Origin of the sequence: Segatella hominis, assembly GCF_019249725.2 — a bacterium.
GTDB lineage: Bacteria > Bacteroidota > Bacteroidia > Bacteroidales > Bacteroidaceae > Prevotella.
Genome location: NZ_CP137559.1, coordinates 3,001,636 through 3,025,490, shown reverse-complemented (window position 1 = coordinate 3,025,490; position 23,855 = coordinate 3,001,636). Strand labels below are relative to the sequence as shown.

Annotated in this window: 17 protein-coding genes; 10 read left to right on the top strand and 7 right to left on the bottom strand. The window is 42.2% G+C overall.

Translation table 11 applies throughout. The annotated features are described in order from the left end of the window. Positions 1–7: 7 nt before the first annotated feature. Positions 8–1,990, bottom strand: a complete 1,983-nt coding sequence (locus KUA50_RS12230) for a fumarate reductase/succinate dehydrogenase flavoprotein subunit (RefSeq protein WP_118117870.1) — start codon at positions 1,988–1,990, stop codon at positions 8–10. Between the two features lie 32 nt (positions 1,991–2,022). After that, positions 2,023–2,709: a succinate dehydrogenase/fumarate reductase cytochrome b subunit gene (locus KUA50_RS12225; protein WP_218455776.1), complete on the bottom strand. Its 687-nt coding sequence runs from the start codon at positions 2,707–2,709 to the stop codon at positions 2,023–2,025. Positions 2,710–2,934: 225 nt separating this feature from the next. On the opposite strand from KUA50_RS12225, the gene mnmG reads away from it, so the two are divergent. The 7 genes from mnmG (at position 2,935) to deoC (ending at position 9,913) form a co-directional block, all read left to right on the top strand. Then, entirely contained in the window at positions 2,935–4,806 is a 1,872-nt protein-coding gene (mnmG, locus tag KUA50_RS12220; protein WP_218455775.1) for a tRNA uridine-5-carboxymethylaminomethyl(34) synthesis enzyme MnmG, read from the top strand. A 308-nt stretch (positions 4,807–5,114) separates the two neighbouring features. Further along, positions 5,115–5,645 carry an adenine phosphoribosyltransferase gene (locus tag KUA50_RS12215; protein WP_118117866.1) on the top strand — a complete coding sequence of 177 codons (531 nt, stop codon included), beginning with the start codon at positions 5,115–5,117 and terminating at the stop codon, positions 5,643–5,645. Positions 5,646–5,879: 234 nt separating this feature from the next. Next, positions 5,880–7,727: an excinuclease ABC subunit UvrC gene (uvrC, locus tag KUA50_RS12210; protein WP_118117864.1), complete on the top strand. Its 1,848-nt coding sequence runs from the start codon at positions 5,880–5,882 to the stop codon at positions 7,725–7,727. 75 nt (positions 7,728–7,802) lie between these two features. Beyond that, positions 7,803–8,255 carry a D-aminoacyl-tRNA deacylase gene (gene dtd / locus KUA50_RS12205; RefSeq protein WP_218455774.1) on the top strand — a complete coding sequence of 151 codons (453 nt, stop codon included), beginning with the start codon at positions 7,803–7,805 and terminating at the stop codon, positions 8,253–8,255. Positions 8,256–8,276: 21 nt separating this feature from the next. Then, positions 8,277–8,537: a hypothetical protein gene (locus KUA50_RS12200; protein ID WP_218455773.1), complete on the top strand. Its 261-nt coding sequence runs from the start codon at positions 8,277–8,279 to the stop codon at positions 8,535–8,537. Continuing rightward, positions 8,534–8,869: a nucleotide pyrophosphohydrolase gene (locus KUA50_RS12195; protein WP_218455772.1), complete on the top strand. Its 336-nt coding sequence runs from the start codon at positions 8,534–8,536 to the stop codon at positions 8,867–8,869. The genes KUA50_RS12200 and KUA50_RS12195 overlap by 4 nt, the downstream gene beginning before the upstream one ends. 105 nt (positions 8,870–8,974) lie before the next feature. After that, positions 8,975–9,913, top strand: a complete 939-nt coding sequence (gene deoC, locus KUA50_RS12190; protein WP_118120518.1) for a deoxyribose-phosphate aldolase — start codon at positions 8,975–8,977, stop codon at positions 9,911–9,913. Positions 9,914–10,102: 189 nt separating this feature from the next. Here the strand turns inward: deoC and KUA50_RS12185 are convergent, their stop codons facing one another. Next, a complete protein-coding gene (locus tag KUA50_RS12185; RefSeq protein ID WP_022109986.1) occupies positions 10,103–11,080 on the bottom strand; it encodes a polyprenyl synthetase family protein in 978 nt (325 codons plus the stop codon). Positions 11,081–11,187: 107 nt separating this feature from the next. Here KUA50_RS12185 and polA point away from each other — a divergent pair, with 107 nt between their 5' ends. Then, the gene (polA, locus tag KUA50_RS12180) at positions 11,188–13,950 is read left to right on the top strand and encodes a DNA polymerase I (protein ID WP_218455771.1); all 2,763 of its coding nucleotides are present in this window, start codon (positions 11,188–11,190) and stop codon (positions 13,948–13,950) included. 232 nt (positions 13,951–14,182) lie between these two features. Here polA and KUA50_RS12175 read toward each other — a convergent pair whose 3' ends face one another. Then, on the bottom strand, positions 14,183–17,113 hold the full coding sequence (locus KUA50_RS12175) for a transglutaminase-like domain-containing protein (protein WP_413777464.1): 2,931 nt from the start codon (positions 17,111–17,113) through the stop codon (positions 14,183–14,185). A gap of 371 nt (positions 17,114–17,484) precedes the next feature. Between KUA50_RS12175 and KUA50_RS12170 the strand changes: the two genes are divergently transcribed. After that, complete coding sequence (locus tag KUA50_RS12170; RefSeq protein ID WP_134842563.1) at positions 17,485–18,246, top strand: copper homeostasis protein CutC; 762 nt, start codon at positions 17,485–17,487, stop codon at positions 18,244–18,246. Between the two features lie 100 nt (positions 18,247–18,346). On the opposite strand, the gene cysS is transcribed toward KUA50_RS12170, so the two are convergent. The 3 genes from cysS to KUA50_RS12155 form a co-directional block, all read right to left on the bottom strand. Continuing rightward, positions 18,347–19,837, bottom strand: a complete 1,491-nt coding sequence (gene cysS / locus KUA50_RS12165; RefSeq protein WP_218455769.1) for a cysteine--tRNA ligase — start codon at positions 19,835–19,837, stop codon at positions 18,347–18,349. A gap of 302 nt (positions 19,838–20,139) precedes the next feature. Then, on the bottom strand, positions 20,140–20,844 hold the full coding sequence (locus tag KUA50_RS12160; protein ID WP_218455768.1) for a hypothetical protein: 705 nt from the start codon (positions 20,842–20,844) through the stop codon (positions 20,140–20,142). Between the two features lie 89 nt (positions 20,845–20,933). Beyond that, a complete protein-coding gene (locus KUA50_RS12155) occupies positions 20,934–21,557 on the bottom strand; it encodes a hypothetical protein (RefSeq protein WP_218455767.1) in 624 nt (207 codons plus the stop codon). Positions 21,558–22,155: 598 nt separating this feature from the next. On the opposite strand from KUA50_RS12155, the gene KUA50_RS12150 reads away from it, so the two are divergent. Then, a complete protein-coding gene (locus KUA50_RS12150; RefSeq protein WP_218455766.1) occupies positions 22,156–23,727 on the top strand; it encodes an ATP-binding protein in 1,572 nt (523 codons plus the stop codon). Positions 23,728–23,855 lie beyond the last annotated feature (128 nt).

Sequence of the window (23,855 nt, the reverse complement as noted above, 5' to 3'; positions counted from 1 at the left end):
TCGCTTTTTAATTCTTGTAATTTCTTGTCTGTACCTTAATTGCCTCATACTCAAGAGGTTCCTTGTTGAGCACTGGAGCAGTTGTATCGTTGCCCTGATACTCCCAGCAACCTACGTAGAAGAAGTTCTCATCATCACGCTTAGCCTCGCCTTCCTCTGTCTGGTACTCCTCACGGAAGTGACCACCACAGCTCTCGTTACGGTGCAATGCGTCGTAAGCGATCAACTCGCCCATCAAGATGAAGTCACGCAAGTGGATAGCCTTATCCAACTCTACGTTCAAGCCTTCCTTCTTACCTGGAATGAAGAGGTTCTTGTTGAATTCCTCACGGAGAGCCTTCATCTTCTTCAAGCCTTCCTCAAGACCTTCCTTGGTACGACCCATACCTACGTGCTCCCAAAGGATGTGACCCAACTCCTTGTGGATAGAATCTACAGAGCGCTTGCCCTGAATACCCATCAAACGGTCGATTTCCTTCTGAACACCTGCCTCTGCCTCTGCGAACTCTGGGAGATCGGTAGAGAGCTTTGGCCACAATGCCTGGTCTGCCAAGTAATTCTGGATAGTGTATGGCAATACGAAGTAACCATCAGCCAAACCCTGCATCAAAGCAGAAGCACCAAGACGGTTAGCACCGTGGTCAGAGAAGTTACACTCACCAATAGCGAAGAGACCTGGGATAGTGGTCATCAACTCGTAGTCAACCCAGATACCACCCATTGTATAGTGGATAGCAGGGAAGATCATCATTGGGTTGTAGTACTTCACACCATTGATCTCGTTAGCCAACTCACCTGGGTTAACATCGGTAATCTCCTCATACATATCGAAGAGGTTGCCATAACGCTGCAGGATAACGTCGATACCAAGACGGTTGATAGACTCAGAGAAGTCGAGGAATACGGCAAGACCTGTGTTGTTGACACCGAAGCCCTTGTCGCAACGCTCCTTAGCTGCACGAGAAGCCACGTCACGAGGAACCAAGTTACCGAATGCTGGGTAACGGCGCTCCAAGTAGTAGTCGCGGTCTTCCTCAGGAATATCAGAACCCTTCTTTGTACCTGCCTGCAATGCCTTAGCATCCTCAATCTTCTTAGGAACCCAGATACGACCATCGTTACGGAGTGACTCTGACATCAAAGTCAACTTACTCTGGTTTGTACCGTGAACAGGGATACATGTAGGGTGAATCTGAACATAAGATGGGTTAGCGAAGTCAGCACCCTTGCGGTAGCACTGGATAGCTGCTGTACAGTTACAACCCATAGCGTTTGTAGAGAGGAAGTAAGCGTTACCATAACCACCAGTAGCGATAACTACGGCGTTGGCAGAGAAACGCTCCAACTCACCTGTAATCAAATTCTTGGCGATGATACCACGAGCGTGACCATCAATGATAACTACATCCTCCATCTCGTAACGAGTGAAGAGCTTTACCTTACCTGCCTCAACCATGCGGCTCAAAGAAGAGTAAGCACCGAGGAGGAGCTGCTGACCAGTCTGACCCTTAGCATAGAATGTACGAGATACCTGAGCACCACCGAAAGAACGGTTAGCCAACATACCACCATACTCACGAGCGAAAGGAACACCCTGAGCTACACACTGGTCGATGATGTCGTTGCTCACCTCAGCCAAACGGTAAACGTTAGCCTCACGAGCACGGTAGTCACCACCCTTTACTGTATCGTAGAACAAACGGTAAACTGAGTCACCATCATTCTGATAATTCTTAGCTGCATTGATACCACCCTGTGCTGCAATAGAGTGAGCACGACGTGGAGAGTCCTGGATGCAGAAGTTCAAAATATTGAAGCCCATCTCGCCAAGAGAAGCAGCTGCAGAAGCACCTGCCAAACCTGTACCTACAACGATAATGTCGAGCTTTAACTTATTCTTTGGGTTAACCAAACGCTGATGAGCCTTATAGTTGGTCCATTTCTCAGCTACTGGTCCTTCAGGTATTCTAGAATTTAATGTTTTTGCCATAATCTTTTTTAATACTTAAATGATTACATGAATTAAGCTGCACAGCACAAAGATGGAGCACAACCGAAAGCGAATGCCAAAACGACAACGATGAAGAGGAGAAGCAGGATGGTAGAGTAAATCATACCAATAGTCTTCCAACGGCAGAACCAAGTCTTACCGTTCCAACCGAGAGTCTGAATAGCACTCCAGAAACCGTGAGTGAGGTGGAACCAAAGAGCTACCAACCAGATGATGTAGAGAACTACGAACACAGGGTTAGCAAAGGTGTCCTGAATGAATGCAAAGCCATCTGATGGGCTGTGACCGAAGCTTGTACCCAAGAGCTCAGCAAACATCATGTTGTACCAGAAGTTGAACAAGTGAAGCAAAAGACCGAGAACGATGATGATACCGAGAACCAACATGTTCTGACTTGCCCACTCTACCTTCTCTGGCTTTGCTGTTACCTCGTAACGCTGGTTACCACGAGCACGACGGTTCTGTGCTGTCAGGATGAAAGCATAAACGATGTGACAAACTGCCAAAGCTGCCAAACCCAAAGTTGCAACTACGGCGTACCAGTTAGCACCCAACAACTCGCAGATTGTGTTGTAAGCCTCTCCGGAGAAAAGCGCAACCACATTCATGCAACCGTGGAATGTCAAGAATAGAATAAGTGCAATACCAGTTACTGACATCACTACCTTTCTACCAATAGATGAATTGATTAACCACATAAATGATTGATTTTAAAATATTTAACTGTTTGAAACTAAATTATTATTCTATATCTATCTATCACCTGCAAAACATAGATCATGGGGAATCACAATCCTCATTTCTAAGTATAATTGCATAAATTTGCTGCAAAATTACTATAAATTCGTGATTTATCAAAGTATTTTTGCTAAAATTTCAATTTAAATTCTTACTTTTGCCGAAAATTAGAAAAAGTATAGATTATGACATTCAATTATGACGTACTTGTTATCGGCGGCGGACATGCCGGATGTGAGGCTGCTGTAGCCTCTGCCAACATGGGGGCTAAGACCTGCCTGATAACAATGGACATGAACAAGATTGGACAGATGAGTTGCAACCCTGCCATCGGTGGTATTGCAAAAGGACAGATTGTAAGGGAGATTGATGCCTTAGGTGGACAAATGGGAATCGTAACCGACAAGACCGCCATCCAGTTCCGTATGTTAAATATAGGTAAAGGACCTGCCGTATGGAGTCCCCGTGCTCAATGCGACCGAGGAAAGTTCATCTGGGAATGGAGAAGCATCCTCGACCGCACCGACAATCTTGAAATTTGGCAAGATCAGGCTGACGAACTCTTAGTCGAAAACGGAGAAGCAATAGGTGTACGTACCATCTGGGGTGCTGAGTTCCATGCCAAGAGCATCATCATTACTGCAGGCACTTTCCTGAACGGCCTGATGCATGTAGGAAGAAAAATGGTAGAAGGTGGCAGATGTGCAGAACCTGCAGTACACCATTTTACGGAAAGCATCACCCGATGGGGAATCACAGCCGCAAGAATGAAAACAGGAACTCCTGTCCGTATCGATAAGAGAAGCGTACACTTCGAGGATATGGAAGAACAACCTGGCGATAATGATTTCCACCAGTTTTCGTATATGGGCGAACATCGGGTACTCAAACAGCTTCCGTGCTGGACCTGCTACACCAACAAGAACGTGCATGAAATCCTGAAAAGCGGACTTTCTGATTCTCCTTTATATAATGGTCAGATTCAAAGTACCGGTCCAAGATACTGTCCGAGCATTGAAACAAAGCTCGTCACTTTCCCAGACAAGGAACAGCATCCGCTATTTTTGGAACCAGAGGGTGAAGACACCAACGAAATGTACCTGAACGGTTTTTCATCCAGTATGCCAATGGATATACAGTTGAAAGCACTTCATGAAATTCCAGCTTTAAGAGATGCCAAGATTTACAGACCGGGTTATGCTATTGAGTACGATTACTTCGACCCAACACAACTCAAGCATTCGTTGGAATCAAAAATCATAAAAGGTCTTTTCTTCGCAGGCCAGGTAAATGGAACGACAGGATACGAAGAAGCCGGCGGTCAAGGTACTGTTGCTGGAATCAATGCAGCGCTCCATTGTGTGGGAGACAAGACATTTGAAATGCAAAGAGACGAAAGCTATATCGGCGTTCTTATCGATGACCTCACGACAAAAGGCGTGGATGAGCCATACAGAATGTTCACCTCCAGAGCTGAATACAGAATTCTCCTCCGACAGGATGATGCAGACGCCCGACTGACAGAGAAAGCTTACGAACTGGGAATTGCAAAACGAGACCGTTATGACTGGTGGCAAGAGAAGAAAGAGAATATCGAAAGAATCATCAACTTCTGTGAGAGCTACCCAATCAAAAAGGATAAGATCAATCCAAAACTGGAAGCACTGGGCACCACTCCACTTCGCGCAGGATGCAAACTGATCGATCTCGTGGCACGTCCACATCTCAATCTTCAAAACCTTTCAGAAATTATTCCTGAATTAAAAGAAGTAATGGAATCTCCAGCCAACCGGCAGAAAGAAATTTCGGAGGCTGCAGAAATCAAAATGAAGTACAAGGGCTACATCGAAAGAGAACGTCTCATTGCAGACAAAATGCACCGACTGGAGAATATCAAAATCAAAGGCCGATTCAACTATGCAGAGCTTAACGAAATCTCCACAGAGGGCCGACAGAAATTGGAGCATATCAATCCAGAAACTCTTGCTCAGGCAAGTAGAATTCCAGGAGTATCCCCAAGCGACATCAACGTCCTGCTCGTTTTACTAGGAAGATAGTTTCACGCAACTCTACGCTCTCTATCTTTTTGGAATGTTTCACGTGGAACACAAGCAAAGTAAAGCTTTTGATTTTCAGTCAATTAAGATTGCTTTCATCAAGTGTTTTGTGGTTAAAGAAAAACTTTAATCTCACGTGAAACACTACTTAAAGATACACCGAAAAAGAGACATAAAACGCTATGGCTTTTCGATAATATCTCAAGTTCGCCTTCAAGCAAAAGAGCATTAAAAATGATGATATGATCCGAAAGAAAAAAGCATTTAAATAAGTACGTAAAAAACATATAATTAAGAAGTACAGAACTATGAACAATCAGCTATTATTAGACAATCTGCGTTGCATACCAGATTGGCCAATTAAGGGTGTTAATTTCCGTGATGTTACTACCCTTTTCAAGAACCCTGCTTCGCTAAAAGAAATTAGCGATGAGATGTATGAATTGTATAAAGATAAAGGCATAACCAAGATTGTAGGCATAGAATCCCGTGGATTCGTTATGTCTTCCGCATTAGCTATCAGACTTGGCGCAGGTGTTGTTCTTTGCCGCAAACCTGGAAAACTCCCTTGCAAAACCGTACAGGAAAGCTATGCTAAAGAATATGGTATGGACACCATCGAAATCCATGAAGATGCGATCAATGAAAACGATGTTGTCCTACTCCATGACGACTTACTTGCCACTGGCGGAACCATGAAAGCTGCATGCGATCTGGTTAAGAAATTCCATCCTAAAAAGGTTTACGCAAACTTCATTATCGAGTTGGTAAACGAGAATTTCATCGGCCGCAAGATCTTTGATGAAGACGTTGAAGTTTCAACTCTTCTTCAATTATAGCCCCCTTATGCCAAGCCTATATAAAGAAGCGAAGAATGCTTTTTTAATGTTTCAGTACGCATAAATACAGTTTTGAAACACAAAAAACGCCCTTTATCAGAGCTTCATTATATAGGTTTGGCATCATATTTAATAGTATGTTTTATAGAACACTTCACTGTACGTTTGACAACGCTCATTCGTTTCACGTGAAACAGGACTCAATTAAACTCCTATAAATAAAGGTATTGGAATATGACCAAGCAGGAAAATGAGGAAAGACTCACAAGACTTAAGAATATTGTTTTGAGCATGCCGGAGAAGCCTGGCAGCTATCAATATTATGATGAAAACCATACGATTATATACGTAGGAAAGGCCAAGAATCTGAAAAGACGCGTATCTTCATACTTCCACAAAGAAGTAGATAGATACAAAACAAAAGTACTCGTTTCTAAGATTTTCGACATTTCATATACGGTTGTCAATACGGAAGAAGATGCACTTTTGCTTGAAAATAGCCTTATAAAAAAGTATAATCCCAGATATAATGTTTTGCTGAAAGACGGCAAAACATATCCTTCTATATGTGTGACAAACGAGTATTTTCCTCGCATTTTCAAGACTCGCCATATCAATAAAAAGGTGGGGACTTTCTTTGGACCATACCCCCATATTGGCAGCATGTACGCCGTTCTGGAGGTCATCAAGAAGCTTTACAAGCCAAGAACTTGCCGTTTTCCTATTACTAAAGAAGGCGTAGCTGTCGGTAAATATAAGCCATGTCTGGAGTACCATATTCACAATTGCGGTGCGCCATGTATCAACAAACAAAGCTACGAAGAATACCAGGAGAATATGCGCCAAGCTCGCGAAATCCTTAAAGGAAATACAAGAGAAGTGAGCAAATATCTATATGATATGATGATGAAAAACGCAGAACTTCTGAAGTTTGAAATAGCTGAAGAATACAAGAAAAAGTATCAACTCTTGGATGAATTTGAGGCCAAAAGCGAGGTCGTGAGCCACACAATTACAGACGTAGATGTCTTCACCATCGTGAATGATGACTCCAACAAGAATGCCTTTATCAACTATATTCATGTAAAGAATGGAACTATCAACCAGAGCTTTACCTATGAATATAAACGCAAACTGGAAGAAAGCGACGAGGAACTCTTGATTACAGCAATTCCAGAAATCAGGGAGCGTTTTCATTCCACCGCAAAAGAGATTATCGTTCCTTTCGAAATGGAATGGAAGCTAAAAGATGCTTCATTTTTCGTACCACAGAGAGGCGACAAGAAGCACCTTCTGGAACTCTCTGAGATGAACTGCAAGCAGTATAAGTTCGACCGTCTAAAGCAGGCCGAAAAGCTTAATCCTGAGCAGAAACAAACCCGTTTGATGAAGGAATTACAGGCGAAATTAAAGCTTCCGAAGTTGCCATATCAGATAGAATGCTTTGATAACTCCAACATTTCCGGTACAGACGCGGTGGCTGGCTGCATCGTATATAAAGGTATGAAACCTTCCAGAAAAGACTACAGGAAATACAATATAAAAACGGTTGTAGGACCCGACGATTATGCCTCCATGCAAGAGGTCGTGAGACGTCGATATAGCCGCATGATGGACGAAGGAACACCCTTACCCGACCTCATTATTACGGATGGAGGTAAAGGTCAGATGGACGTAGTTCATGCAGTTATTGCGGACGAATTACACTTGGACATCCCTATTGCAGGTCTTGCCAAAGACGACCGCCACCGCACCAATGAATTGCTCTACGGTTTCCCGCCCAAAACCATAGCCCTTCCACCTGAAAGTGAGCTTTTCAAGGTTTTGACTCAGATACAAGACGAAGTACATCGATATGCCATTTCCTTCCATAGAGATAAGCGTTCTAAGCACGCTTTACACTCAGAATTGGACGACATCAAAGGTATTGGTCCAAAGGCTAAAGAAGCGCTTCTGAGCAAGTTTAAAAGCGTAAAAAAGGTCAAGGAAGCAAGTATAGAAACCCTGACAGAAGTACTCGGACCACATAAAGCGGAAATACTTGTGAAATATTTCACAGAAAAAGACAAGAATATCAAATAAATATCGTATATTTGCATCTGAAATCATTATAGAAACAGAAAGAATTGATATATAAATATAAAAGAATAAGATAACATGAGAATCGTGATACAACGTGTCGCACATGCCTCTGTTACCATTGAAGGCGAAGTAAAATCTGCTATCAAGCAAGGCTATCTCGTCCTCTTGGGTATAGAAGAAAGCGACACTTCAGAGGACATTGATTGGTTAGTAAGAAAGGTGATAGGACTGCGTGTTTTTGATGATGAAAACCATGTCATGAATCGTTCTATCATGGACATAAACGGGGAAATCCTAGTTATCAGCCAATTTACCCTTTTCGCCAGCTATAAGAAGGGAAATCGACCAAGTTGGCTGAGAGCTGCCAAACACGAAATCAGCGTTCCTCTCTATGAGGAGTTCTGCAAAAAGCTCTCTGAAGCACTTGGAAAGCCTGTAGGAACTGGCGAATTCGGAGCCGACATGAAGGTAGAATTACTGAATGATGGTCCTGTTACCATCATGATGGACACCCATAATAAGGAGTAAAAGCCAAACATTCGAGAACAGATGGAAAAGATTTTAAAATATAAAAGTTGGTTCCTGGCTATAGGAATGATCATAACGTTTACCTTTTCTCAAAGGTTTTTAAACAATCCATGGGCAGAGTATGCAGGTGAAACCCTCGTTGCCATTGGTGTGAATATGGAGTTCATCAGCGACAAAAGGGAGGATGGAAAAATCGGTATCTATAACACCATTGCCGCTATATTCATCACTGGATTATGGCTATGTCTGACTTATTTCATAATTAAAGATCATCTGTTATGACTATAAAAGAAGCACAGGAAGCAGTAGATAAGTGGATTAAGGAATATGGCGTTCGCTATTTCAGCGAACTTACCAATATGGCTTGTCTCACAGAAGAAGTAGGAGAACTGGCTCGCGTCATCGCCCGAACATACGGCGACCAAAGTTTCAAGAAGGACGAAAAACCTAACCTCGGAGAGGAAATGGCAGACGTTCTCTGGGTTCTCATTTGTCTGGCTAACCAAACGGGAATCGACCTTACTGAAGAACTCAAAAAGAGCTTCGATAAGAAGACCCAAAGGGATTCTGAAAGGCATAAGAACAACCCGAAATTGAAGGGAAATAATACCTGAAATTAAAGAGATATAATACCCGAAATTGAAGGAAATAAAACACCTGAAATAGAAGGAATCATATAGTTAAACTTAACTTTAATAATTAAAAAAGTAACATTAAGTATGAGCAGTATTAAAGAACAGGTTCTTGCACAGCAACAAGGACAATACAGTGAAGCAGACGACAAGTATTTGTCAGTTCTCAAACAGTATAATTGCAACCTTAACGATGAGGAAATTGCAGCAGAAGTAAAGAAACTCCTTGACGAGAAAGTTGCAGAAAACGAGACCATGGAGGTGAAGAAATTCCTTTTTGGAAGCGTTGAATTAACATCTCTCCATACAGAAGATACAGAGGAAAGTATCTTGAAGATGATAGAGAAAGTCAACAAATTCTCCAAGGATTATCCTGAACTTCCTCATGTAGCAACAGTATGCACCTACCCTAACTTCGCTGGTCTCATTAGCCAAAGTCTGGAAGTTGATGGCGTAGAAATCGCTGTCGTAAGCGGCAATTTCCCTTCTTCTCAGACTTTCATCGAGGTAAAGGTAGCTGAAACTGCATTGGCTATTAAAGATGGCGCCACAGAGGTTGACATCGTAATGCCTGTTGGCAAGTTCTTCAGTGAGGATTACGAAGGCCTTTGTTCTGACATCCAGGAACTGAAGGAAACATGCGGCGAACACAAGATGAAATGTATTTTGGAGACTGGTTGCCTGAAGAACTGCAGCAACATCATGAAGGCTTCTATTCTTGCTATGTACTCAGGTTCTGACTACATCAAGACATCTACTGGCAAGGAGAAAGTTTCAGCTACCCCAGAGGCTGCTTACGTGATGTGCCAGGCCATCAAGGCATATTATGAGAAGACTGGTATCCAGATTGGTTTCAAGCCAGCTGGCGGCATCAACACCGTTCACGATGCAATCGTTTACTACACAATTGTAAAAGAAGTTCTTGGCGAAAAGTGGTTAACCAACCAATGGTTCCGCTTGGGAACATCTCGACTTACCAACCTCCTCTTGAGCGAAATCCTTGGCAAGGAAATCAAGTATTTCTAAAAAGGGAGAACTGATTCGTAGATAAAACAAGGTCTTTCAACGGCAAATATAGCCAGTTGAAAGACCTTTATTTTTAGAGACTTATAGTCGTACGACTACTCACTCTATAGACGTACGATTATAACCCCTATGAACGTACGACTATAGACTCTAATGACGCACATCTATAAACTAGATAAACGTACGAGTTTAAACCTTACGTTCGATAACGAAATCAAGATAAGCTTTCAAAGCGTTATAGATGTCCTTATCATCCACATAAGTGTCCAAGAAATTCATGGCTTCGGCATGGAAATCCCACATACGCTTATCTGCGTATTCTATACCTCCATTAGCTTTCGTAAATTCCACCAAGCGAGCAATTTCATCAGGAGTTACTTGATGAGATTTCACCTTACGTGCCAGCTTCATCATCTCCTCGTCACCAGTAGATTTCAGCGCATAGATAACCGGCAAAGTCAACTTACCTTCAGCCATATCATTACCAGTAGGCTTACCTATCTCCTGAGAATCGTAGTAATCAAAAATATCATCACGAATCTGGAAGATAATACCTAAATTCTGGCCAAATCGCTTGGCTTCCTCTATAGCAATCTGCGAAGCATTAGCCGACAAAGCACCAATACCGGCACAAGCCTCAAAAAGAGCTGCCGTTTTCTGCTTAATTACCTGATAATAAATGTCTTCCGATATTTCCTGATTACTGATACTATTCAATTGCAAGATCTCACCATTGGACAAAACACGTCCTAATTCAGCAAGATATCTCACTATTTCCTCAGAATGAGAATAGGAAACATGGAGCAAGGCAGTAGAGAGAATGAAGTCACCTACCAGTACTGCAACCTTATTATTATAAGTAGCATTGACACTTGCCTGACCACGGCGCTCCCCACTTTCATCTACAACATCATCATGTACTAAAGAAGCCGTATGAAGCAGTTCCAAACCGACTGCTGAATGCTGAGTAACCTCAGTAACTTTGCCGAAATTCTTCGCCATCAGCAGGATAAGCATAGGGCGCATACGCTTACCCGCACGCTGTCGAATATGGTCGAGAGCCTGCGAAAGAAGTCCGTCGCTATGCATCAAAGACTTATTAAACAAATCAATAAAATCTGTCAACTCTGCCTCAATAGGCTGTCTGATAAGTGATAAATAATCCATTATGTGATAGTAAAACTACTTAATTTCTGAAATTTGATACAAAATTAATCAATTATTCGTGAAATGTGGCAATTTTTTAGTAATTTTACACCATAAATATGAATATTATGGATAAATTATTCCTTTTAGACGCGTATGCGCTCATTTATCGCTCGTATTACGCCTTTATCAAAGCTCCAAGAATCAATTCCAAGGGGCTTAACACTTCGTGTATCATGGGGTTCTGCAATACCCTCAACGAGATACTTACCAAGGAGAAACCAACTCATATCGCAGTGGCTTTCGACCATGGCAAGACCTTCCGCCATGAGGCTTTTCCTGCCTATAAAGCCCAGCGAGAAGAGACACCGGAAGACATCAAACTCTCTGTACCAATCATCAAAAACATACTCGAAGCCTACAACATTCCTATCCTCCAAGTAGATGGTTTTGAGGCTGATGATATCATTGGTACTGTGGCGATTCAAGCTGGAGAGAAAGGTATAGAGACCTACATGCTCACACCGGATAAAGATTATGGTCAGCTGGTAAGGGAGAATGTATATATGTTCCGTCCTCGACATGGAGGCGGATATGAAACCTTGGGTGAAAAGGAAATTGAGGAAAAATACGGAATCGCTTCCCCACTCCAGGTTATTGACCTTTTGGCTCTCATGGGTGACTCGGCAGATAACTTCCCTGGATGTCCTGGTGTCGGAGAGAAAACGGCTGCCAAACTGATCAATGAATTTGGAAACGTAGAGAACTTGATTGAAAATTCTTCTAAGGTGAAAGGCAAACTTCGCGAAAAAATAGAAGGTGCCATTGAGGATATTAAAATCTCAAAGTTCCTGGCTACTATCCGGACTGATGTTCCTGTGGAAATTAAAATGGATGATTTGAAGTTGGTTGAACCTGATAAAGAAAAGTTGGACGAAATCTTCTCTGAACTCGAGTTCAAAAGCTTTGCAAACAGGATTCTTAAAAAACCTCAACAAAAGAAAATAAAGCCTACAGGAGAGCTCGATTTATTTGGCGCACAGCAAGACGATGGGCAGGATGTTCAAAAAAACGCGAGTTTTGAGACCCTTAAAAGCACTCCTCATAAGTATCAACTAATTGAAAATGAGGAAGATGCAAAGAAACTTTGTGATTATTTGATGACATTCGATATTCTCAGTTTAGACACAGAGACCACTTCTACTACTGCAATTGATGCAGAATTGGTAGGTTTGAGCTTTGCCGTCAAAGAAAAAGAGGCTTACTATGTCGCCATTTCTGCAAATCGTGAAGAAGCTTTAAAATTCGTAAACATCTTTAAACCGCTCTATGAAAACCCTCAAATTCTGAAAGTCGGCCAAAATATCAAATACGACTACGAGGTTTTGATGAATTACGGAGTGGAGATAAAAGGCAAGATGTTTGATACGATGATTGCTCACTATCTCATCCAACCAGAGTTATACCACAACATGGATTATCTGGCTGAAGTCTTGCTCAATTACCAGACCATCCATATTGAGGAGTTGATCGGTCCGAAAGGCAGAAACCAGAAATCGATGCGAGATCTTGCTCCATCCGATGTTTATGAATATGCAGCAGAAGATGCAGACATCACATTGCGATTGAAAAATGTACTTGAGCCAAAACTCAAGGAGATCCATTGTGAGGATCTGTTTTGGAATGTCGAAATGCCACTTGTACCCGTTTTGGCCCACATGGAGATGAACGGAGTATGCATTGATACCGATACGCTGAAAGAAACGTCTAATAATTTGACCAACAGATTGGCAGACATAGAGCATCACATCTACGAACTGGCAGGTGAATCGTTCAACATAGCCTCTCCACGTCAGGTAGGTGAAATCCTCTTCGGAAAAATGAAGATTGTGGAGAAACCGAAAAAGACAAAGACGGGACAATATGTGACGAGTGAAGAAGTACTGCAACAGTTGAGAAGCAAGAGTCCGATCATCGATGAGATTCTGAACTACAGGGGTTTAAAAAAACTTCTGAGCACATACGTGGATGCTCTTCCTAAGCTCATCAACCCACGTACCGGACATATACATGCCTCATTCAATCAGGCCATTACTGCCACAGGTCGCCTTTCATCAAGTGATCCAAACTTACAGAATATTCCTGTACGTGATGATGATGGAAAAGAAATACGCCGCTGCTTTATTCCAGAGCCAGGCTGTCTGTTTTTTTCAGCAGACTACTCCCAGATAGAGTTGCGCATCATGGCACACTTGAGCGAAGACAAGAATATGGTAGAAGCCTTCCGTGAAGGTTCCGATATCCATGCCGCAACAGCTGCCAAAATATGGCATAAAGAAATATCGCAAGTTACTGATACTCAGCGCAAAAAGGCAAAGACTGCCAACTTTGGTATCATCTATGGTATCACTACATTCGGTCTGGCGCAGCGCATGAATATAGAAAATAAAGAAGCCAAGCAAATCATTGAGGATTATTTCCGCACCTTCCCTGGCGTAAAGGCCTATATGGAGAAATCAAAGGAAATTGCCCGCGAGAAAGGCTATGCTGAGACTATTTTCCACCGCCGCCGCTACTTACCAGACATCAATAGCCGCAATGGTACAGTACGCGGTTTTGCCGAGCGCAATGCCATCAATGCCCCTATCCAAGGTTCAGAGGCCGACATCATCAAGGTTGCGATGGTTCGCATCTTCAACCGGTTCAAAGCTGAAGGCATCAAGAGCAAAATGATCATCCAGGTACACGATGAGCTCAATTTCTCCGTCTATCCGGAAGAGAAAGAGAAAGTAGAGCAAATCGTGGTAGAGGAAATGCAGAATGCCTATCATCTGAGCGTACCATTAGTAGCCGATGCAGGCTGGGGAAAGAACTGGCTGGAAGCACATTAATGCCAACTCAGAATGACACAAAAACAAGGGAACTTAGATTATAAGTTCTAAACATGAATGAAAAAAGAACTTTTGGTAAAAGAAACCTATAAAAAACAGAGGAACTTTGGAATAAGATAACTCCAAAGTTCCTTTTTATATTTCAGAAATTTGTGTAAGCAGGCGTCCTTGCCAACAAGCAAATTTCAGAACCAGCAAACAATAATAGTTTCAAATCATCAGCACTGCGGATTTACAATTTCCTGATTACGGCTTCCAACTGCTCACCCAATCCGATAGTATAACCCTGTGAGAAATAAACCACACGATTGAAAGTATCAGAAATCATAAATATCGGAAGGAGATTGGCATTCGTAAGTTTCATATTCTCAACGATTTGCTTCCGAATAGAACCCTCCTTGTCTATACCGAATATCAGATTCTTAGGCAGACCCGGGAACTCGGCTATGCGGAACTTTTTAGCTGAAGCCTCATCCTCAAAGAGGAGCACCATAGGACGATTCCACTTTTCGAATACTTGCGCAACCTTAGCGATATCCTTCAAGGCATGATTAGTAGGCTCTTGGCCTACACCCAACAAACCAGTAATGAAATAACCACGACCCGTCTGGCTCAAAAGACTGACTTCCTTACCATCCAAGATGAATTTAGACTCCGAATCAAAGTTTCCCTTAACCGTAATCTCGGTATCAGAAGTACGTAAAAACATCTTAACTACATTGGTTTCAGCTTGTTTCACATGAAACAATTGCATTTCTGACAACACCCCGCCATTGGCAAGACGAGTACCCGTTACAAGAGCATAATCCCCCTCATCCAATTCCACTCCATTCTTGAATGTATTACTCCAAGTACATCCCTCTTCAGGATATTCCAGCAGCGAAGTAGAGCCGTCAGGATTGATGCGAGTAAGAGAAAAATGACTATAATACTTAGGATCATCCACCACTCCATTAGGCTGATAATCAAGCTTTAACAAGCCCTTAGGAGAAGACTGTACCTTTGTCTTTTCCATATCAGATGCAGCAGAAGATGCTTTCGCGTCAAAATCGACATCTATCCAGACGTCATTCTGCAAACCCTCCTTCACTCCACCTTGTTTATATTGCAATTTCTTGGTCACAGCATCCACTCTCGCCTCAATTCCAAGACTTCTTGCCACATCCACGAAGAAAATCTTCCGAGAGCGCTCATCCGTAAGACGTGATGTCCAAACACCCATAGGAGTCTGGGCGATTTGCAATGCCTTCTTGTCAGGGTTCAGACGGATATTCTCCTTCACCCATTTCACCAGACGAGCTGGATCTTGTCTGAAAACTTGAGCCAAAGATTGCTTTGCTTTAGCTGCATTATTTGCTTTTACAGACTTGGAAGACACATCACGATCATCAGCAACAGAGGTCTTCATCTTTTCAAATTGCTCCTCAAAGAACTGTTTGAAAGGATGAATAATCATCTCGTCCTCCACACGAGGAGACAACTGGTTGCTATGGGCATTGAAATGATCCTCCAGAATATCCATCTGCATATCCCTTAAATCCTTGGCACTCAGCGTACTGAGCAAATCTATAGCCCGATTCAAATTGTCCTGATGAAGCATCAGAAACTTGAGGATAACTTCGTGATTACCCCAAGAACCAACAAGGAAATCCACTAACTTCTGAGCTTTATCAGAAAGCTTTTGAGCATTTTGATAGTCCACTTTTTCTCCCTTTACCATCCAAGTAGGAACCCCGTTTCTCGTCAAATACTTCTCCTCAAGCAATCCATTTTTCTGCAATGCCTCCAGAGCCGTCTCCTTATTATAGAAAGTAGCCAGATAAGCATGGCGGATAGAATCCTCATAAGCGAATCGCTCCAGGTTCTTCGCTCTCGCCTCTGCCGAAACCTCAGGAATATTTGCTTTCTCTGGCGGAGGTACGATATCAAAAGAATCACGGAAACTAACGGAAGAAAAATCAAGAGAACGGTTCATATCCGAAGCAGAAACCTTCCGGTCAAGACGGATGGTCATTTTTCTCGCCTTCTCGCCTTCCTCACCAGGCAGATTTGCCTTACCGAAAGAAGCCTTTACAAAGCCATACTTACCATCCTTCGAAGCCCAAACCATCATATCGCCCTTACCAGCCGAAAGAAAGGTCTTGCCATCCTGAGCCGTATATTTCGTCACGACAGAACAAAACTCTGCATAATTATAGATTTTAAAATCCACTCTTGCACCCTCTACAGGCTTGCCTTCAGCATCAACTACAGAGAAGTCGATACGGGCAGAGGAGCCATAATTGTCTATCAGATTGATTTCTGTATAGTTGGACGTGCGGAGCATTACCTCTTCCGGTCCGTTATAGTCGCCAAACGCCTTCGTATGCATCAGCATGGCTCTCGATGCGGGAGCATTAAACCATGCCAGATTAAGCACAGCCTCAGGTTCACAAGCGCCTAAGAAGTACCATTTACCATCAGCCCATGCTTCTACCCAGGCATGATTGTCGTCAGTATGCGCCCAGCGAGGCGTATAAACCTGTCTGGCAGGAATGCCTATCGCTCTCAAAGCTGCCACGGTAAAAGTACTCTCCTCGCCGCATCTTCCGTATGCAGAACGGATCGTGGCAAGAGGAGCAGAAGTACGACCGTCGGAAGGCTGATAGGTCACCCGCTCATGGCACCAATGGTTGACTTCCAGAATAGCATCTTTCATGCCCATCCCCTTCACACGCTCTTTCAGTTCCTTAAAGAATATCATTCGGGAATCATCCAGATTTTCATTGTTCACACGGATAGGAAGCACAAAGTGACGGAACAGCAACTCCGGTATATCCTTGCCCCAAGCCATTTCCTTCCTTGCCTCAAAGCTCGTACGGACATTTTCCAGGAAGAAACTTGTAGGATAGTCTGTCACGTCAGCTACTGGCATATAGGCATAGAGGAATTGCAGGGCCTCCTGCTCCTCAGTCGTCAGTTTCTGCTTAGTGACCTCCATCGTCTCCTTAACCCCCTTTTTCTTCAGGACTGTACCATAGATGTTCATCCCTTTCACCTGATAGAACTGCCTGCCCACGAGTTTCATCTTACTCTCGAAAGCGTTTTCCACCTTAGAGCGATAAGCCCCGTCTGAGATAAAATGGGGTTTGTCATGTGCATCCACCGACAAACAGTTGGCCATCACCGCCTGCCAAGAAACCAAGAAGAGGATGGCTAAAGATACTATACTTTTTCTCATATTTATTAAGATTATTTTTTTCCAACCGCAAAGATAAGCAATAAAAATGAAGTTCACAAGTTTGTAGTCCTCAAACTTATAAACCTTTAGCATTCTTTTATATCAGTCACTACCCTACCGATAACCCGATTTTTCATGCCCATCTTGAGGAACAGCTACTATCCGTCATATCATTTTAGGGAAAATGTGATAAAAACACCATAAATACCTTGGAATTTTGTGAAAAAGTAGTAACTTTGCTACGATTATCCCATCCAACATGAAGGATATATAGCCAAAAACTCAATATGGATCAACAAATAGAAAAAGAAGATATGAACAGAGAAGAATTTAAATTTGAGATATGTGCCAATAGTGTAGAAAGCTGTCTGGCAGCACAAGAGGGAGGAGCCGACCGGGTAGAACTGTGCGCAGGAATACCCGAGGGAGGCACTACCCCATCGTATGGCGAGATAAAACTGGCACGCAAATTACTCACAAAGACTAAACTCCACGTCATCATCCGACCTCGTGGTGGGGATTTTCTCTATACCCCATTGGAACTGGAACGCATGGAAGAAGATATCCGCATCTGTCGCGAATTGGGAGTGGATGGAGTCGTTTTCGGATGCCTCACAGAAGAGGGAGAAATTGATAGGGAAGCCAACCGCAGACTGGTGGAGCTGGCACGCCCAATGTCAGTAACCTTCCACCGTGCTTTCGACCGTACTGCAGATCCCATGAAAGCCCTTGAAGATATTATTTCTTTGGGATGCAACCGAATCCTGACTTCTGGTCAGCAACCGAAGGCGATAGATGGTATCAGCCTGCTTGCCCAACTGGAAAAGAAACTGAAAGAATATCCCCTGCCTCCTATCCAGCTCCTGGCAGGTAGTGGCGTCAACGAGGAAAACATCCGACAGATATTCGATGCTACAGGCATTCACGAATACCATTTTTCTGCAAGAGTAAATGTAGTGAGCAAGATGAAACATTATAACCACGAGGTTTATATGGGAGCCAAAGGGGCTGATGAATCCAATTCGCTCGTCACATCGGCAGAGAAAGTGAGAAATACCATCAAACAACTCGTTTAAAGAGTAAAAAGTATAATAGCCTCCACAAAGCGTGAAGGCTATTATACTTTTTTTATAGAATCCGTTTTCAATTGACACTATTTCTTATAGCTTCAATTTTCTATTTATTCAGTTTCCAAGTTACACCATCCTTGGTGTCCTTAACTTCAAATCCTGCATCAGCAAGAGCATCACGAATCTGGTCGCTGGTAGCCCAATCCTTAGCTGCTTTAGCCTTGGCACGAAGGTCGAGTACCATATCCACCACCTTGCCGTAAGCCTCCTCACGTGCATCATTGTTGGCACCCTTCTCACTCTTCAAACCGAGAAGATCGAAGGTGAAGAGCGGCATCGTTTCGGTAAGTTCCTTCAAGTCATCGGCAGAAATATTCGCCTTATGATCAAGAGCTGTATTGATAACATGGCAAGCCTCGAAAAGGAAACTGATGACAAGCTGTGTCTGGAAGTCATCGTTCATCGCATCATAGCAACGCTGGCGCAACTCTGCTACGAACTTATGAACCTGCTCGTCGCTCTGCTTAGCCACTGGCACACGTTCCAGGTCGTTCAAACCATTCATCAAGCGCTCCAATCCCTTCTGACTGGCCTTCAAGGCATCATTAGAGAAATCTACTGTGCTGCGATAGTGAGCCGAGAGGATGAAGAAACGGATGGTCATTGGCGAATAAGCCTGCTCCAGACTGTCATGATTGCCTGTGAAGAACTGCTCCAGAGTGATGAAGTTGCCCAAGCTCTTACCCATCTTCTGACCGTTGATGGTAATCATGTTATTATGCATCCAGTAGTGAACCATCTGATCGCCCTGAGAAGCCACAGCCTGAGCAATCTCGCACTCGTGATGAGGGAAAATCAAGTCCATACCGCCTCCGTGAATATCGAAGTGGTTGCCTAAGTACTTTCTGCCCATCGCAGTACACTCGCAGTGCCAGCCAGGGAAGCCATCGCTCCAAGGACTTGGCCAGCGCATGATGTGCTCTGGTGAAGCCTTCTTCCAGAGAGCGAAATCAGCCTGATTTTTCTTCTCGCCGATACCAGCAAGTTCACGGCTTTCATTGATGATGTTCTCCAGATTACGGCCAGAAAGAATACCATACTTATGATCCTTGTTGTATTTCTCGATATCAAAATAGATAGAACCATTGCTCTCGTAAGCATAACCATTGTCGAGGATTTCCTGCACTAACTTCTCCTGTTCGATGATATGACCGGTAGCATGAGGCTCGATACTTGGAGGGAGCACATTGAATGCCTCCATGGCATCGTGATAGCGGTTGGTGTAGTACTGCGCAATCTCCATTGGCTCCAACTGTTCCAGGCGAGCCTTCTTCTCTATCTTGTCATCGCCCTCATCAGCATCGTGCTCCAAGTGGCCTACGTCAGTAATGTTTCTAACGTAGCGAACCTTATAGCCCAGGTGCTTGAGATAGCGGAAGAGTATATCGAATGTGATGGCTGGTCGTGCATGACCGAGATGCGGATCGCCATATACGGTAGGGCCACAAACATACATGCCCACATTAGGAGCGTGGAGCGGAGTAAATCTCTCTTTCGTACGAGTGAGAGTGTTGTAGATCAATAATTTCTGTTCCATCTTATTATGAACCTTTCTTTTTATTATTTATATTTGTTTGCAAAGTTAACTCATTTTTCTGATATATCCGACAAATCATTCGCAAAATGTTATTAAATTCCTCGAAAATATCAATGGAACAGATTTTCCATGGTCTATTCTCTCTGTATGATACTGCTATATTTGGCTGCAAATATACAAAAAATACCACTTAAAGCCAAACGGATGGGTAAGAAAGTGGCTCTAAGTAGTAATTTTAACATACTTACAGCCAAAAAGGCATTTTATGGTTAAAAGAATCTAGTAAAAAGGAGAACCTGTATCTAGTCGAAAGGGGTTATTACCACTGTAAGGATAGTTCCCACAATGGCATTAGGCATCTTAGAATGAAGTCCTAAAGTATATTTTTTAGAAAAGCTTTCTTTATCTAAATTCATAAATTCAACTTCCCCATTCTCATCTTTAGCCATGATTGTATCAACTCTCAAATGATAATCTCTGAGAACAGTATCCAAGCTACTATAAAATCCAGATGCTCTTAACAAAGAATTGACTCGTCTTTCCCATCTGGAAAAATCTTCCATGCGTTCTATTGGTTTTACCGTATCCATAGCTAATGATAACTCTACAGTTTCGTCGGGAAAATCAAAGGTGTGGCAATAAATGTATTTCAAAGAATCTAAAGGATATTTCTTGCAAGCTTTAGCCATGCTTTCTTGTAGACAGCATAGAAATTCCGTTGTATCTGGAAACTTAGAATTTGCAAACTTTTTGTAGTTTTCAATTTTCAACTTCCCCATCATATAATACTCAATTGGTATAATAGAAGAAATGACAATCATCCCATTGTCCTTTTTATCAAACACCAAATACACATCCGTATTATATAGTGTATCCTTGTCTAGACAATATACAGTTTCTGTTGCATTAACAGGAAAAGAAATGACATCCATTTTAGTCCTATTAACACAAGCTACATTCAGTACAAGCAATACAATAATCCCACAAAAGAATATATATTTTTTCATCGCTATTATAATTTCATTCACCATCAGCAAAATACACTGGTACCCCCAGAGATTTGCTGATTATCTCATGTGCAGCAAATTTTAGTATATCACATCCTCACGCTTTTGCAGGTGACCCTAATTGGGGCATCTGTTATTATCTTAGGCATGTTCTGATTCATTTTTTTTATACCACGACTCTTAGCAAACTCCTCTAATGGAATTCCCAAAGCCTTCGGTTCTATACCTGATGTTATTGTATCAACTCTCAGTGAATACTTTTCCAATATACTATTAATGTCTTTGTTTAAAGAAGTCTGATTGATTGCAATAGAGAATTGATCAAAATCCGTTCTGTCTTTTAAAATATCGTTGTTCTTTTCCCAATTATATGAAAAGTCAATTGCTAGTTCTGCTAAATCCCCAGTACGGATGTTTATCTGCGTAAGTGAATCTAATTCGATTTTGTCAGACATGAAATATAAATAAGAATTTAGTCTTTCTAAGATAGCCTTATATGTTGGGTAATGAACCTTTTCATCCGCCCTTAGTTCTTCTACTTTATAATATTCCTTACGAATGCATACTCGTTGTAGATATTTTATAGACATGTGTCCTATATATAATGCATACATACCATTCTTTTCCTTTTCAATATAAAAACATGACAAAGGATTTTCATTAGGAATTATATACACAAAAGGCTCTCCATTATAAGATGTTTTTATTTGCATAAATTTTTTGTTTTTTTCTGTATCCACACAAGAGCACAGAAGAAAGACGAGTAAACAATTGAAGAGTAATAATATCTGTTTCATCATTTATATTTTAACTAATTAGTGTTCACTGAATTAATTTAGCCAAACTTGGAGCGTAGCGAACTTTTGCAGGTGACCCAAGAAATCTGTATGAAAGTGGAATCTACAACGTAAGCATCTGAATCAGAAACTTGCATTGTAGATGTCCCCAAGATGACCCTCGCATAGAAATCAAATTGCCACGGAAGTCGTATGAATAATAGATTTGGGCACTGTTGCCCAATGGAAAGAACAAAAAGATGCCTAATAAACTTTCTTTTCCCATAAGTGTAACTTTAATGAGTATTCTTTTTACAAAAATACAAAATTTTCCGTTTCCTTGTATATTTATAACTTTTTATTAACCATGTTTAACTTCGAGCGGCATCACAGTGCCTTGCAAGAGTACAACTTTTATTCAAAAATAGAGACATTTAAGGTGATTTTTCGAGTTATCGGGCTAAAAGGCTACAAAAAGCTTGGTTAATCAAGAAAAATACCTTAACTTTGCCACCATAATTAAAGGGAATAGCTTATGAAAGGTAGAAGATATCCTCTCGGAATACAGACTTTCAAGAATATCATAGAGGGAAATTATGTATATGTAGATAAGACCGACTTAATCTATGACTTGGTGCATGAGAAGAAATATTGCTTTCTGAGTCGTCCTCGACGATTCGGAAAGTCACTCCTTGTCACAACCCTACAAGCCTACTTCGAAGGAAAGAAAGAGCTATTCAAAGGACTAAAGCTGGAAGCCTTGGAAAAAGATTGGGAGAAACACCCCGTTATCCATCTTGATCTTAGCAAGGGGAAATACTATAATATGGAAAGCCTGATAGAAACTCTTGATAAGATTCTTGAAACTTACGAGGATTTATACCAAATAACTTCTGTTAGTACCGAGGCTTTTAATGTCCGATTGATTCGCATCATCAATGCCGCCAAGCAAAAGACCGACAGGAATGTGGTTGTGCTCATCGATGAATATGATGCGCCGATGCACGACTCTATGAAAGACAAGGACTTGCAGGACAAGATACGTGACATCATGCGCAACTTCTTCAGCCCTTTGAAGTCAGAAGAGGACAATCTTCATTTTGTCTTTTTAACAGGAATCTCCAAGTTTAGCCAGTTGAGTATCTTCAGCGAACTGAACAATATCACGAATATTAGCATGTGGGATAAGTACAGTTCTATCTGTGGCATCAGCAAGGAAGAGCTCTTGGAAAATTTCCACGATGACATAGAGGAATTGGCGCAGGCCAATGATATGAACTATGAGGAGGCCTTAGCTGAGCTGAGATATAATTACGATGGCTACCACTTTAGTGGGAAAGGTGCCGATATGTATAATCCTTACAGCATGTTCAATTGCTTAGAGACCCATGAGTTTGATAGCTATTGGTTCTCTACGGGTACTCCTACCTTCCTGATAGAACTGCTTCAAGAGAAAAATGTCGATATGCTCCAGTTGGACGACATTTGGACAACCTCCGACCGCTTCGATACTCCAACAGAGAAGATTGTTGACCCTGTGCCGGTATTATACCAAAGCGGCTATCTCACAATCAAGTCATACAATCGTTTGGCGAAATTATACAAGCTTGCCTTCCCTAATGAAGAGGTGCGCAAGGGCTTCTCCAATAGCCTCTTCCGCTATTATGCCCCAGACGGCATGGGCGACCGTGATGCTATCTATATGGCATGGGCAAAAAACTTCATCCTGAGTGCCGAGGACAATATGGAGGCATTCCTCTCTCATCTCCAGACTTTCTACAAGAAGTTCCCATATACATTGGTCAACAACAACGAACGCCATTACCAAGCCGTGCTCTACACCATATTGTTAATCCTCGGATGTGATGTTACTCCAGAGGTGCCAACATCTGATGGCAGAATCGACATGGTGCTGAAAACCAAGCGCAGCGTCTATATATTGGAACTGAAATACAAGAAGGATGCTGAGGCAGCGATGGAGCAAATCGACAGCAAGGACTATCTCGCAGCCTTCGCCGATGACAGCAGAAAGAAATATAAGGTGGGCATCAACTTCTCGGAAGACCGAAGAAGCATCGACGATTGGAAAGTGGAGGCACTGGCATAACACTGTTTTTTCATAAAGTAAGTGATTTCTGTATAATTATTCACGATTTGTAAGTTTTTTGCCTTGTATTTGCATAAAATTATCAAATTATTAGCTTATATCGAAAATAATGTGTAACTTTGCAGCCG

What these genes read in the sequence shown, in the direction of transcription:
- KUA50_RS12230 (WP_118117870.1), bottom strand. Translation starts at nt 1,990, where the DNA reads ATGGCAAAAACATTAAATTCTAGAATACCTGAAGGACCAGTAGCTGAG.
- KUA50_RS12225 (WP_218455776.1), bottom strand. Translation starts at nt 2,709, where the DNA reads ATGTGGTTAATCAATTCATCTATTGGTAGAAAGGTAGTGATGTCAGTA.
- mnmG (WP_218455775.1), top strand. Translation starts at nt 2,935, where the DNA reads ATGACATTCAATTATGACGTACTTGTTATCGGCGGCGGACATGCCGGA.
- KUA50_RS12215 (WP_118117866.1), top strand. Translation starts at nt 5,115, where the DNA reads ATGAACAATCAGCTATTATTAGACAATCTGCGTTGCATACCAGATTGG.
- uvrC (WP_118117864.1), top strand. Translation starts at nt 5,880, where the DNA reads ATGACCAAGCAGGAAAATGAGGAAAGACTCACAAGACTTAAGAATATT.
- dtd (WP_218455774.1), top strand. Translation starts at nt 7,803, where the DNA reads ATGAGAATCGTGATACAACGTGTCGCACATGCCTCTGTTACCATTGAA.
- KUA50_RS12200 (WP_218455773.1), top strand. Translation starts at nt 8,277, where the DNA reads ATGGAAAAGATTTTAAAATATAAAAGTTGGTTCCTGGCTATAGGAATG.
- KUA50_RS12195 (WP_218455772.1), top strand. Translation starts at nt 8,534, where the DNA reads ATGACTATAAAAGAAGCACAGGAAGCAGTAGATAAGTGGATTAAGGAA.
- deoC (WP_118120518.1), top strand. Translation starts at nt 8,975, where the DNA reads ATGAGCAGTATTAAAGAACAGGTTCTTGCACAGCAACAAGGACAATAC.
- KUA50_RS12185 (WP_022109986.1), bottom strand. Translation starts at nt 11,080, where the DNA reads ATGGATTATTTATCACTTATCAGACAGCCTATTGAGGCAGAGTTGACA.
- polA (WP_218455771.1), top strand. Translation starts at nt 11,188, where the DNA reads ATGGATAAATTATTCCTTTTAGACGCGTATGCGCTCATTTATCGCTCG.
- KUA50_RS12175 (WP_413777464.1), bottom strand. Translation starts at nt 17,113, where the DNA reads ATGGCCAACTGTTTGTCGGTGGATGCACATGACAAACCCCATTTTATC.
- KUA50_RS12170 (WP_134842563.1), top strand. Translation starts at nt 17,485, where the DNA reads ATGAACAGAGAAGAATTTAAATTTGAGATATGTGCCAATAGTGTAGAA.
- cysS (WP_218455769.1), bottom strand. Translation starts at nt 19,837, where the DNA reads ATGGAACAGAAATTATTGATCTACAACACTCTCACTCGTACGAAAGAG.
- KUA50_RS12160 (WP_218455768.1), bottom strand. Translation starts at nt 20,844, where the DNA reads ATGAAAAAATATATATTCTTTTGTGGGATTATTGTATTGCTTGTACTG.
- KUA50_RS12155 (WP_218455767.1), bottom strand. Translation starts at nt 21,557, where the DNA reads ATGCAAATAAAAACATCTTATAATGGAGAGCCTTTTGTGTATATAATT.
- KUA50_RS12150 (WP_218455766.1), top strand. Translation starts at nt 22,156, where the DNA reads ATGAAAGGTAGAAGATATCCTCTCGGAATACAGACTTTCAAGAATATC.